This window comes from Nocardia sp. NPDC058518, assembly GCF_042719655.1.
Lineage (GTDB): Bacteria > Actinomycetota > Actinomycetes > Mycobacteriales > Mycobacteriaceae > Nocardia.
Genome location: NZ_JBHXNJ010000013.1, coordinates 181998 through 193612, shown reverse-complemented (window position 1 = coordinate 193612; position 11615 = coordinate 181998). Strand labels below are relative to the sequence as shown.

Below are 11615 nucleotides of genomic sequence, written 5' to 3'. Positions count from 1 at the left end.
CTCTTTGGGGCGCCCGCGTCTTTGTTTTATATTCTCGGGGGGGGGGGGGGGGTTGGCCGCGTTTTCCCCCGGCGGGGCGGGGGCCCCCGGGGGTGCACGCGCCCGCGGCCGCGAGGGTCAGCGCGCTGAGCTGCGGGACCAGTTCCATGACCACCAGTGGTCGTCGTCCAGGTCGTGGAGGACGGTGGTTTCGATTTCTGTCCGGAGGTAGGTGGGCAGCGGGTCGAGGGCGGGGAGGATGTCGGGGGAGAGAGTGCTCAGGTAGTCCGCATCCAAACGGCCGCTCGTTTGCCAGCGGTCGATATTGCGTTCGGCGACAAGGTGTTCCGGATTCAGCAGTGAGAGGGCAATGAGAGTGCCGAGTGCGGTGCCGATCGCGGCGCGCGGCACCCAGCTCCAGCGCAGTCGCGCGATAGCGATCAGCACGAGGACGTAGACGAGGCCGACCCAGAGCTCGCACGTGGTCACCAGCAGGCGCAGCACGGTGAACCCGTAGGCCTGCTGGTAGGTCCACATCCGGCCGAGCGCGGAGCACACGATGATCAGTGTCAGCACGCTCACCGCGCTCAGCAGGATGCGCAGCGACCGGCGATCGGCGGCGGTTTCCTGTACCGACCAGCGCAGTACCGCCAGGATGACGGCCAGCGTCAGGATGCTCACCGCCGAGAGCTGCCAGAACCCGCTGCGCGCGTACTCGGCATAGGTCAGGCCCGCTGTCCGCTGCACGTAGTCGTCGCCACCGAACAGGGCCACGAACTGAGCGCCCACGAACACCGCGAACAACACGGTCAGCGCCCCGACCGGCAGCATCCACTCACTGCGCGACCAAAGCCGTTGCGGCCGTACCGAATCTGCCGCACGCGCGGGCGGGCCCGCGAGCAGATACAGCGCCCCGAGCACTCCCACGGTGACGATGAGGAACAAGAAGGTCCACTGCCAGGCCGCCGGACCGTCCACGGTCGGAACGAGCCCGTTCAACAGGCCCGCGAAGGTCGCATCCGCTCCGCCTAGCAGCGGCACGAACACCACCAGCAATGCCGCCGTCACCGCTACGGAAACCCCGTAACGCCGCAAGGTCGAGGTCCCCACCGAACGTGACTCCCGCAAGCCCGAAAAGGCCCACGGCACAGCCCCGAACGATGCCAACGGCACCGCGAACATGTCGTGGACGGTTCCCCGCACACTCCGTCGTCCCAACACCGCCAGCGACCCGGCGACGCACGCCGCGATCAAGCAGAGAACGAACAACCACCCCGCGGCCCGGACTGTCCCCACCCCGAGCAACCCAATCGCGGCCGCCCCCCACCAGATCCGATCACTGAGCGAAATAGAGTGGGAAGCAACCTCATTCGACTGCGTTTCCCGGTCGGTGACAGGTGCTTTCGCGGTAACCCCGCCGAGGCCGGCCGCAGCCGAATCAGCAGTCTTCGCAGCATTTGTCGCGGCCTTTGTCCCGGTGTCGGCCGCGCCGCCCTGAACCGCTGCTCGGTCGCCGGCCGTATCGGCCGATCGACTTGCCGCTTGTCCGTCGCTCGTTGCGGCGTTCGCGGGCGCGGCATTGTCGACTGGGCCGGGGTCTGCCGTGCGATCCGGCTCGGAACGTCCGGTGACTGCCGTGACCTCGTCGGTGTTTGGTGCCGCGAGAACGTCAGGCACTGAATGCGACAGTGGTGCAGCGGATTTCGCGCCGGTGCTGTCGGCCGTGGTCGGCGCAGTCGTGGACGGAGTTGTCGCCGGTGATGTTCCGGCCGTCGGGGCGGATTCCGGTGAGTCGTCCTCGGATGCCCGACGGGTCCGGGCGCGGTAGTCCACCGCGCAGAGAGCTCCGGTGATGGCGGTGCCCGTGATGAGCCAGCCGATGCCGGGACGGTCGAGCGGGATCACCGTGGCACCGACGATGCCGGCCAGGGCGGCGGCGGGAAGGACGCCGGGCGGGCGGGCTACTGTCTGCCAGCGTTTGGGCACCGGCGGTAAGGGCGGCGGCATCGCGGGTAGCTGCATGGAACTCGCCGACGGTTTAGAACCCGCCGACGACACGCTCGGCCACGCTGTGGCCTGCCAGCCAGCAGTGCCCGGCCGGACGGGGCTGCCCTCACGACTCGCGGCGAGCAATGTCGCGAACTGCACCGAGCCATCCGCGGCGGGCGCGGCGGACGCGGCAGGCGCGGCAGGCGCGGCAGGCGCGGCAGGCGCGGCAGGCGCGGACGGCTCGGCGGGTACGGCTGGTGCGGACGGCTCAGCAGGCGCGGATGGCGCGGCCCATGGGGATGGCGCGGCAGGCACGGGTGTAGCGGACGTGGATGGTGCGGCGGGCGAGCCGTCTGCGGCGGGCGACGTCGTGTCCGGTGATGGGCTGACCGACGCTGCGGCCTTGGCGAGGACGGGTTCGGCGCCGGGCTGCTCGGCACCCGCCTGCGCAGCGGACTTCTGGCTCTCGGTAGCGGCCTGATCGGCTGTCGGTGCTTCGGATATCGGTTTGTCGGACATGGGTTTCCCCTCCTGGAGGTGTGCGGATGCGTCCCGGGACCGAAGTGCCGGGAGGGTGATCTGGATATCGGGTCAGTCCGGAAGGACGACGCGGATGCGGGAGCCGGGGTCGGCGACGGCGATGGTGCCGCCGTGGAGGTCGATCACCCAGCGGGCGATGGCGAGGCCGAGGCCGGTGCCGCCGCCGTCGGTGCGACCACCGCGGGTGAAGCGGTCGAAGACGGTGGCGCGCTCGGCTTCCGGGATGCCGGGGCCGTCGTCCTGGATCTCGAGGACGGTCCCCTCGGGGCCGGTCGACACCGAGATCCGCACCTCACCGCCGGACGGACCGTGCCTGGCAGCGTTGTCGAGGAGGTTGAACAGCACCTGGTGCAGGCGGGCCCGATCGGCGAACACGGTCGCGTCGGCGGGTTCGACAGAAGTCGTGAACCGGACACCGCGGCCCAGCGCGGCGGTCATCACCTCGGCTTCGGCGATCACCTCCGCCAAGAGCGGTGTCAGCGACAGGTTTTCGCGATCCAGGGTGAACGCGCCCGCTTCGATACTGGACAGGTCGAGGAGTTCGGAGACGAGCAGGCCGAGCCGTTCGGTCTGGGCGAGGGCGGTGCGCAGCGTCGCCGGGTCGGGTTCGCTCACCCCGTCGACCAGATTTTCCAGGACCGCGTGCAGTGCGGTCACCGGCGTGCGCAACTCGTGGGACACATTGGCGATGAGGTCGCGACGTTGCCGGTCGGCGGCGGCCAGGTCGGCGGCCATCTGGTTGAACGCGGTCGCGAGCTGCCCCACCTCATCGCGCGAGGACGCCCGCACACGAAAGCTGTAGTCGCCCTGTGCCATTCGCCGGACAGCGGAGGTCATCTCGCGCAGCGGCCGGGTGATGCCGTGTGCGAGGAACTGTGAGGTGAGCAGCGCGATCCCGATCGCGGCCACGGTGGTGCGCGGCGGCAGCCAGCCGATCTTCAGCCGGAAATACCCGAATGCGACACCGCCCGAACACAACATCAGCACGGCCAGTTTGAGTTTGATCGACCGCAGCCGGTCCAGTGGCCGCGGCAACACGTCGGCGATCCGGTCCAGCAACGCCGCGGCGCGCTCCGGCGCCGTCATCGTGCGTCCAAGGCGTACCCGACACCGTGCACGGTGCGGATGAGATCGGCACCGAGCTTGCGCCGCAAGGCTTTCACGTGCGAATCCACCGCGCGCGTGCCCGCCGCGTCGGACCAGTCCCAGATGTCCTCGAGCAGCCGTTCCCTGGCCAGCACCGCCCGCGGACGTTGCGCGAGCCGGCTCAGCAAGTCGAATTCCAGTGGGGTGAGCCGTGCTTCGGTGTCACCACGCCACACCCGCCGCTCGGCGAGATCTATCCGCAGATCACCGACGACGATGCTGGTGTCGCCGCGCTCGGCGGCCCGGTCGACGCGCCGCAACAGGGCGTGTACCCGGGCGGCGAGCACCCGCATCGAGAACGGCTTGGTGAGATAGTCGTCGGCGCCGACCCCGAGGCCGATGAGCTGGTCGGTCTCGTCGGTGCGCGCGGTGAGCATGAGGACGGGCACGTGGCGCTCGGCTTGGATCCGGCGGCACACCTCCAGCCCGTCGAACCCCGGCAGCATGACGTCGAGGACCACCAGATCGGGTTCCCCCGCCAGGGCCGCCGCCACCGCGGCGGGCCCGTCGTGTGCCAGGTCGACGGTGAACCCCTCGGCACGCAACCTGGCGGCCACGGACTCGGCGATCGTCACCTCGTCGTCGACCACCAGGACCCGGCGTGCCGCCTGTCCTGGCCCGCCCCCACTGTTTTCCATGGTGCGACCCTAGCGAGCCGGTGTGGAGGGTTGCGTCGCCAAATGTGGAGATTCTGTGTGGAGTACACTCGCGCCGTGCACGAGTGCTTCCGTTCCACCCCGCCGCCCGCCTCCTGAGCGAGGTGCCCCGCCGCGCTCCCGAGGAGCGCGCACCGGCCCAGCAGGCCACCCGTGTCCACCCCAGCACCTCGCTTCTCGCGACCCCCTCACCTTCTGTCGCAGGAGCACACACCCATGTCTGTCTCGCTGTCCGCCCGCGTGGGCACAGCTGATCTCGTCCTCGCCGCAATCCTCTGGGGAACCGGCGGCCTACTCGGCACCCTCGTCCAACGCTCGACCCAGCTGTCCCCGCCGGCCGTAGCCGCCGTGCGACTGGCCGTCGGCGGTCTGCTGCTGGTCGGACTGTGTGTCCTCACCCGTCGGGCACTACCGCGCGGTGCGCCCGCGTGGCGGCGTATCGGCGCGGTCGCCGTCCTGGCTCCGGTGTTCCAGGGCTGCTATTTCGGCGCGGTGGCACTGTCCTCGGTGAGCACGGCGACGCTGATCACCATCGGTATGTCCCCGGTCATCGTCGCGGTGGCCGAACACCTCACCGGCAGGCGAGCACTCGATCGCACCCGCGCCGGCGGCATCGCCCTCGCCCTCACCGGGCTCGCACTGCTCGTCGGCACACCCGGCGCGGGCGGGTCGCGGGTCTTGCTGGGCGCGGTTCTGGCACTGGCCGCGGCCAGTGCCTTCGCCGCGCTCACAGTGATCGCCGCGGTTCCCGTCCCCGGCCTGGATCCTGTCACCAGCACCGGCCTCGGGTTCACCGCGGGCGCGATCCTGCTCGCCCTCCCGGCCGCGCTGACCACCACCGCGATCGACACAACCCTGAACGGCGTGCTGGGAGTACTCGCACTAGGACTGTTCCCGACGGCGATTGCGTACACGCTCTATTTCCGTGGCCTCACCGAGGCGGGCGCGGGCACCGGAGCGCTGCTCGCCCTGCTCGAACCGCTCACCGGCACCCTGCTGGCGGTGCTGTTGCTGGATGAGCGACTCGGCCTCGCGGGCTGGGCGGGTGCGGCGCTGCTGTCGATCGCCCTGGTCACCGCAGGTCGTGCTGCGGAGGAACCGGCGGCGCTACAGGTTGGGGAACAGACCGGGTAGTTCCATCGCGTAGGCGAGATCGTCGCGGGTGCCGAGGGTGACCAGCAGCACGCGAATCATCGTCCCCCTGGCCTCCGACGCCAGCGCCGGATCGGGATCGCTACCCGGCTCACTGCCCTCGGTGAGCCGGTAGACGACGTACTCGCACACGTGCAGTGCCGCGTCCAGGTCCAGCGGAGCGGGGACCGGGCGCCCGAGATCGCCGAAGGTCTTGCGCACCAGATCGCGAATATCGTCGAGCGCGCGTTCGCGATAGCCCGAGACGACCGACCCGGGATCGTGCAGCTCGGCGAACAAGGGCCCCAGCATCGGGCCGTGCCCGCGCGCCCAGTCCATGTACGCGTCGATCAGCCGGATACCCAGCTGCACCGGCTCGTCGGTCCCTGCGAGTGCCTCGCGGATGCCGCCGACGAGACCGTCGTTGGACGCGTCGAGCACCGCGTGCAGCGGCTCGGACGCATTGCCGAAATAGCGGTAGAAAGTGGGTCTGGCCAGCCCGGCCTCTTCGATGATCTGGGCGACGCTCAACCCGCGCGAGCCGTTGCGCGCGAACACCGCGGCGGTCGCCTCGATGATCCTGGCACGGACCTCGTCGGCCTGCTCCCGGGTTTGCGGCGGGCGCCCGCGACGCACCGCCGTCGATTCCTCGGTCATCGCACCTCCCTCACAGCCGGTCATCGCGCACTGAAAGCTTGACACGAACCAGGGCGCTGGCATTAATCTAACACTAGTGTTCAGTAAATGACCTGAGCGCGCGCGACCCGTTCCGCGCGATCCATCTGTTGAGGAGAAGGGCCGACAATGACGACAGCCCCCGAGCTGACCGCCGAACCCACCGCGCTGCCCGCCGCGCTGGTCAAGCCCCTGTTCGAACGCGGAGTCGCCGGTGGCGCACCGTCGGTCGAGGTCTTCGCCCCGGCCACCGGCCACAAGATCGGCGACCTGCCGCAGTCCTCGGTGGCCGATATCGAGCGCGCCTTCGCCGTCGCCAGGCACGCGCAGCGCGACTGGGCAAAGGTAGGAGTCAAGGAGCGCGCCGAGATCGTGCGCCGCTTCCACGACATCGTGCTCGCCGAGCAGGACACCATCCTCGACATCGTGCAGACCGAGACCGGCAAGTCCCGGCCGCACGCCTTCGACGAGATCGCCGACGTGGCGCTCAACGCGCGCTACTACGCCACCGTCGCCCCCAAACTGCTCGCCGACCGCAAGCCGCGCGGCGTGCTGCCGGTGCTCACCTCGGTCGAGGTGCGCAACCGGCCCAAGGGTGTCGTCGCGGTCATCTCCCCGTGGAACTACCCGCTCGCGCTGGCGGCCTCCGACGCGCTGCCCGCCCTGATCGCGGGCAACGCCGTGATCGCGCGCCCCGACAACCAGACGGCGCTGACCGCGCTGTGGGCCATCGACGCCGCCGAGCGGGCCGGGCTGCCGCGCGGACTGTGGCAGGCGGTGCTCGGCCGTGGCCGCGAGATCGGTGGCGAGGTGATCGCGCGCGCGGATTACGTCGACTACACCGGTTCCAGCGCCACCGGCCGCACCATCGCCCAGCAGGCCGGTGAGCGCCTGATCGGATACTCCCTCGAGCTCGGTGGCAAGAACCCGCTGCTCGTGCTGGCCGACGCCGATGTCTCCAAGGCGGCGAAACTGGCTGTGCGCGCCTGCTTCTCGTCGGCGGGTCAGCTGTGTGAGTCGATGGAACGCATCTACGTCGACGCCTCGGTCTACGACCAGTTCGTCGCCGAATTCGTGGGCAACGTCAAGAACATGTCGCTCGGCGGCGAGCTCGACTACAGCCGGGACATGGGATCGCTGACCTTCCCCCGTCAGCTCGAGACCGTCTCCGCCCACGTCGACGACGCTGTCGCCAAGGGCGCGAAGGTGCTCGCCGGTGGCCGTGCCCGCCCGGATCTGGGCCCGTACTTCTACGAGCCGACCGTGCTCGCCGACGTGGCGCCGGGCATGACGGTCTTCCGCGAGGAGACCTTCGGCCCGGTCGTCTCGGTGTACAAGGTCGACTCCGACGACGCCGCCGTCGAGGCAGCCAACGACACCGCCTACGGCCTCAACGCCAGTGTGTGGAGCCGGGACGTGAACCGCGGCAAGGACGTCGCCGCCCGGATCAACGCCGGTTCGGTGAACGTCAACGAGGGCTTCAGCGCCGCCTGGGGCAGCGTCGACGCGCCGTCGGGCGGGCTCGGTATCTCCGGTCAGGGTCGTCGTCACGGGCCGGAGGGCCTGCTGAAATACATCGACACCCAGACCATCGCGGTCCAGCGACTGCTGCCGATCGCGCCGCTGCCCGGGATGTCCGAGCAGATGTGGGCCAAGACGATGACGCTGGTTTTCGGTGTCATGAAGACGCTGCGCCAGAAGTAGCGGAATACGAGCAGGGGTAGGTGTAGCGAGAAATGAAGTTGGAATCGGTCGCAGGTAAGCGGGTCCTGGTCACCGGCGCGGCGATGGGCCTGGGAAAGCTGTTCGCGGAGCGGGCCGTTGCCGAAGGCGCCGACGCGGTGGTGCTGTGGGATATCAACGAGCTGGCGCTGCGCGATACCGCGGCGCAGCTGACCGCCGCGGGTGGCAAGGTGCACCACTACGTGGTGGACGTGTCGTCGCAGGATTCGATCCGCGAGGCCGGTGAGGCGGTGCGCAAGGAGGTCGGCGGCATCGACATCCTGGTCAACAACGCGGGCATCGTGCGCGGCAACACCTACTTCTGGGAAACCGAGAACCGCTCCGACATCGACAAGACGATGGCGATCAACTCGTTGGCCCCGATGTACGTCACCCTGGAGTTCCTGCCCGGCATGGTCGCCGGTGCGGGCCAGGCACGCGTGCTCAATATCGCGTCGTCGGCCGGGCTGGTCGCCAACCCGCGCATGGCCGTGTACGCGGGGTCGAAGTGGGCGGCGCTCGGCTGGTCGGATTCGGTGCGTATCGAGCTCGAGCAGGCGGGCCACGACCACGTGAAGGTCACCACGGTCTGTCCGACCTACATCAACACCGGCATGTTCGACGGTGCGAAGGGCATTCTGTTCACGCCGATGCTCGAGCAGAACGATGTCGTCGACACCTCGTGGTCGGAGATGAAGAAGGGCGGTGCCCTGGTGGTGCTGCCGTGGACCTCACGGATGAACCGGGCGCTGACCGGTCTGCTGCCGATCAAGGTTCGCGACCTGTACCTGAACGCGGTGGGCGTGTACCACTCGATGGATCAGTTCACCGGACGCAAGTAGGCATTCGGTGCGGGGGTGCCCCCGTCGGCCGGTCGTGGAGGCGATCGTTCGACGGGGGCATCGTCATGTCGGGCACCCTGTGCACGTCCGCATCGACTGCGACGGCCGATCGGTGTCGACCGTTGGTGGTTGCCGCGCGCTCAGCGAGGCTCCCTGGTACCGACGACCACGGTGGCGTAGTGCTCCTGCGACTGGGCCACGCGGGGTAGGAGACCGTGCGCGGTGAGCACCGAGCACGCGGTATCGACCTGCCCCGCCCCGGTTTCCACCAGCACGGTGCCGCCCGGCGCCAGCCATGTGGCCGCACCCTCGGCGACCCGCCGGAACACGTCGAGCCCGTCCGCCCCACCGTCCAGCGCGGTCAGCGGCTCGTGCTCGCGCGCTTCCGGCGGCAGGTCCGCGACGCGGGCGCTGGGCACATACGGTGTGTTCGCGAGCAGGATGTCGATGCGCCCGCGCAGGTCGCCCGGCAGCGCGTCGAACAGATCACCGCCGAACACCGGTGCGCTCAGCGGCGCGAGATTCTCGCGCGCGCAGGCGACGGCGACGGGGTCGATATCAGCGGCGACGAGCTCGACGTCGCACCCCCGTGCGGTGAGCTCGGTCGCCGCACTCAGCCCGAGTGCCCCACAGCCACAACACAGGTCGACCACGCAGGCTCGCGTCGTGCCCGGCGCGACGCCGTCGACCGCCTGATCCACCAGAAACGCGGTGCGCTGACGCGGCACGAAAACTCCCGGTCGCACCCCGACTCGCAGCCCACGGAATTCCACCCAGCCGAGCAGATATTCGAGCGGAGTCCCCGAGACCCGCTGTCCGACCAACGCATCCAGCCGCCCCGGATCGCCGACCGCCGCCTCGATCAACAGCGTGGCCTCGTCCTCGGCGAACACGCATCCCGCACGCCGCAACGTCACGACCACCTCGGGAAAACTGGAACCGCTCATGCGCCGATTGTTCCTGACCGGGGCAAGCGAATTATCACCGCGGGCAGTGCCGGGAGGCAACGACTCAGCGTGAAGTGTCGAGTTCGAAGGTGCGGGTCGCGTCGAGGTAGATCCCGCGCTGGGCCTGGCGCGCGGGCGGGGGCAACTGGGAAACCAGCTGTTCGAGCGAGGTCATCGCCCCGACCACATGCGTGCCCGCCACGATGAAGTCGGCGACCGCGCGCCGAATGTGATTCGGGGAGGTCACCACCACCGCGCTGGTCGCCCCGAGATCGCGCAGCAGCCGGGTGCTGAACAGTGCGTTCTGCACCGTCGACCCGGCCCGATCCTCCACATGGATCCGATCACCCGGCAGCCCGCGCGCGACCAGCCAGCGCCGCATGGCCTCGGCCTCGGAGATGCCGTTCTGCGGATTGCCGCCGGTCACGATCACCGGTGAGAACGGCGCGGCGACCGCTTGCAACCACGCCGCGGTGAGCCGGTTCTCCAGCTCCGGTCGCAGCGCGCCGTCGGGCAACAGACCGTAGCCGAGGACCACGATGCCGGTCTGCGGACCGACCAGTGCGGGCAGCGGATTGGGCAGGGTGGCAGCGGCCGCGGTCACCGCGTGCAGCACATGGTTGGTGCCCGCCGCCATGCCCGGGTCGATCCCGCCGAGCCGGGCCAGCGCGTCACCGACGGCGGCGGTGTCGCCCGCGTAGTGCGACCAGATCGCCTGTAGCGCGAGTGCCTCGGCGTCGTGCGGATCGGCGGCGATGAGCGCGCGTAGGTCGGCTCGCCCCGCGGCATCGTCACCGTCGGTGAAATGCCGCTGCGCCGAGTTGTACAGCGCGGCCACGTCCGCCTCCGCGGCGGCGGGGCCGACCGCGGTGCCCGTCAGCGCGGCAGCGGTGACGACAGCGGCGGCCACCTGTTTCCAATGCCTCGAGATCTTCACGACAGTCGCAACCCTTCCCGCGAACGGTTCGGTACGTGCTGGCATAGCTGATGACAGAGCAGGCAACACCCTACGACCGGAGATCTCGGCCGCGGCGGACCTCGACCAGCTTGCGCGCGTCGCGGCCCGGCGGCAGGCCATCTTCCCGGCGGCGGATAAGGTGACTCACCGTGGATACCGCTTCGCTGACCGGCAAGGAACTCGCCGCCGCCATCAACGCCGACTCGAAGGAGCGCGCGGCCGCGCTCACCGCCGCGGGCACCGCGCCGACGCTGGCGCTGATCGTCGCCAACGACGACCCGGCGAGCGCCTGGTACGTGAACTCGCTGCGCAAAGCCGCCGAACGGCTCGGAATCGCCTGCGAGCGCATCGATCTCGGTGCCGACGCGAGCGCAGAAACGATCCGCGCCGAACTGAGCGCGCGCAGCGCCGACCCGGCCACCGACGCGATCATGCTGCAGACCCCGTTGCCGGCCGGCGTGAACCTCGACGACGTGAGTTCGGCGATCGCCGCGACCAAGGACGTCGACGGCGTCAGCCCGCTGTCGCTCGGCCTGCTCGCCTCCGGCCTCGACGGTTTCGTCCCCGCGACCTCCGAGGCGGTCGTCGAGTTGCTGAAGCATCACGGCATCGCGCTGCAGGGCCGCCTCGTCACCGTGGTCGGCCGCTCCAATATCGTCGGCAAGCCCCTTGCCCAGCTGCTGCTCGCCGAGAACGCGACCGTCACCGTCGCGCACTCACGCACCGCGGACCTGGCCGCGGTCACCACCCCCGCCGATATCGTGGTCGCCGCGGCGGGCCGGATCGGCCTGGTCACCGGCAAGCACATCGGCGACGGCGCCGTGGTGATCGACGTGGGCACCAACGAAGCCGAAGACGGCGGCATCGTGGGCGATGTCGACGCGGCATCGGTCATCGGCAAGGCTGCGGCGCTGAGCCCCGTCCCCGGCGGTGTCGGCCCGGTGACCACCGCGCTGCTCATGCGCCACGTGGTCGTCGCGGCCGAGAACGCCCGCGCCTGAACGCCTTTCGTGATCGAGCTGTGCGATCG

At 69.8% G+C, this 11615-nt stretch carries 11 protein-coding genes; 5 read left to right on the top strand and 6 right to left on the bottom strand.

Going from position 1 to position 11615, the window contains the following annotated elements; genetic code table 11:
* Positions 1 to 117 precede the first annotated feature (117 nt).
* Positions 118 to 1656, bottom strand: a complete 1539-nt coding sequence (locus tag ACFWPX_RS22530) for a DUF4153 domain-containing protein (RefSeq protein WP_378928996.1) — start codon at positions 1654 to 1656, stop codon at positions 118 to 120.
* Positions 1657 to 1846: 190 nt separating this feature from the next.
* On the opposite strand from ACFWPX_RS22530, the gene ACFWPX_RS22525 reads away from it, so the two are divergent.
* Positions 1847 to 2449 carry a hypothetical protein gene (locus tag ACFWPX_RS22525; RefSeq protein ID WP_378929000.1) on the top strand — a complete coding sequence of 201 codons (603 nt, stop codon included), beginning with the start codon at positions 1847 to 1849 and terminating at the stop codon, positions 2447 to 2449.
* Positions 2450 to 2559: 110 nt separating this feature from the next.
* On the opposite strand, the gene ACFWPX_RS22520 is transcribed toward ACFWPX_RS22525, so the two are convergent.
* Both ACFWPX_RS22520 and ACFWPX_RS22515 read right to left on the bottom strand, forming a co-directional pair.
* Positions 2560 to 3564 carry an ATP-binding protein gene (locus ACFWPX_RS22520; protein WP_378928995.1) on the bottom strand — a complete coding sequence of 335 codons (1005 nt, stop codon included), beginning with the start codon at positions 3562 to 3564 and terminating at the stop codon, positions 2560 to 2562.
* A 26-nt stretch (positions 3565 to 3590) separates the two neighbouring features.
* On the bottom strand, positions 3591 to 4292 hold the full coding sequence (locus tag ACFWPX_RS22515; RefSeq protein ID WP_378912819.1) for a response regulator: 702 nt from the start codon (positions 4290 to 4292) through the stop codon (positions 3591 to 3593).
* A 234-nt stretch (positions 4293 to 4526) separates the two neighbouring features.
* On the opposite strand from ACFWPX_RS22515, the gene ACFWPX_RS22510 reads away from it, so the two are divergent.
* Positions 4527 to 5444, top strand: coding sequence for a DMT family transporter (locus ACFWPX_RS22510; RefSeq protein ID WP_378928970.1), 918 nt, complete (start codon positions 4527 to 4529; stop codon positions 5442 to 5444).
* Here ACFWPX_RS22510 and ACFWPX_RS22505 read toward each other — a convergent pair.
* Entirely contained in the window at positions 5418 to 6098 is a 681-nt protein-coding gene (locus tag ACFWPX_RS22505) for a TetR/AcrR family transcriptional regulator (protein ID WP_378912817.1), read from the bottom strand. The genes ACFWPX_RS22510 and ACFWPX_RS22505 overlap by 27 nt on opposite strands.
* A gap of 147 nt (positions 6099 to 6245) precedes the next feature.
* Between ACFWPX_RS22505 and ACFWPX_RS22500 the strand changes: the two genes are divergently transcribed.
* Together ACFWPX_RS22500 and ACFWPX_RS22495 are read left to right on the top strand one after the other, a co-directional pair.
* Positions 6246 to 7820 carry a succinic semialdehyde dehydrogenase gene (locus ACFWPX_RS22500; RefSeq protein ID WP_378928969.1) on the top strand — a complete coding sequence of 525 codons (1575 nt, stop codon included), beginning with the start codon at positions 6246 to 6248 and terminating at the stop codon, positions 7818 to 7820.
* Positions 7821 to 7852: 32 nt separating this feature from the next.
* A complete protein-coding gene (locus ACFWPX_RS22495) occupies positions 7853 to 8680 on the top strand; it encodes an SDR family NAD(P)-dependent oxidoreductase (RefSeq protein WP_378912815.1) in 828 nt (275 codons plus the stop codon).
* 140 nt (positions 8681 to 8820) lie between these two features.
* Here ACFWPX_RS22495 and ACFWPX_RS22490 read toward each other — a convergent pair whose 3' ends face one another.
* Both ACFWPX_RS22490 and ACFWPX_RS22485 read right to left on the bottom strand, forming a co-directional pair.
* Positions 8821 to 9627 carry a putative protein N(5)-glutamine methyltransferase gene (locus ACFWPX_RS22490; RefSeq protein WP_378928968.1) on the bottom strand — a complete coding sequence of 269 codons (807 nt, stop codon included), beginning with the start codon at positions 9625 to 9627 and terminating at the stop codon, positions 8821 to 8823.
* A gap of 64 nt (positions 9628 to 9691) precedes the next feature.
* Positions 9692 to 10564 (bottom strand): YdcF family protein, encoded by an 873-nt coding sequence (locus tag ACFWPX_RS22485; RefSeq protein WP_378928967.1) that lies wholly within the window; start codon positions 10562 to 10564, stop codon positions 9692 to 9694.
* A 170-nt stretch (positions 10565 to 10734) separates the two neighbouring features.
* Between ACFWPX_RS22485 and ACFWPX_RS22480 the strand changes: the two genes are divergently transcribed.
* Positions 10735 to 11586: a bifunctional 5,10-methylenetetrahydrofolate dehydrogenase/5,10-methenyltetrahydrofolate cyclohydrolase gene (locus ACFWPX_RS22480; protein ID WP_378912812.1), complete on the top strand. Its 852-nt coding sequence runs from the start codon at positions 10735 to 10737 to the stop codon at positions 11584 to 11586.
* Positions 11587 to 11615 lie beyond the last annotated feature (29 nt).

Excerpts from the sequence above, each read along its gene's own strand:
- ACFWPX_RS22525 (WP_378929000.1), top strand. The coding sequence starts at position 1,847 with ATGAGCCAGCCGATGCCGGGACGGTCGAGCGGGATCACCGTGGCACCG.
- ACFWPX_RS22515 (WP_378912819.1), bottom strand. The coding sequence starts at position 4,292 with ATGGAAAACAGTGGGGGCGGGCCAGGACAGGCGGCACGCCGGGTCCTG.
- ACFWPX_RS22510 (WP_378928970.1), top strand. The coding sequence starts at position 4,527 with ATGTCTGTCTCGCTGTCCGCCCGCGTGGGCACAGCTGATCTCGTCCTC.
- ACFWPX_RS22505 (WP_378912817.1), bottom strand. The coding sequence starts at position 6,098 with ATGACCGAGGAATCGACGGCGGTGCGTCGCGGGCGCCCGCCGCAAACC.
- ACFWPX_RS22500 (WP_378928969.1), top strand. The coding sequence starts at position 6,246 with ATGACGACAGCCCCCGAGCTGACCGCCGAACCCACCGCGCTGCCCGCC.
- ACFWPX_RS22495 (WP_378912815.1), top strand. The coding sequence starts at position 7,853 with ATGAAGTTGGAATCGGTCGCAGGTAAGCGGGTCCTGGTCACCGGCGCG.
- ACFWPX_RS22490 (WP_378928968.1), bottom strand. The coding sequence starts at position 9,627 with ATGAGCGGTTCCAGTTTTCCCGAGGTGGTCGTGACGTTGCGGCGTGCG.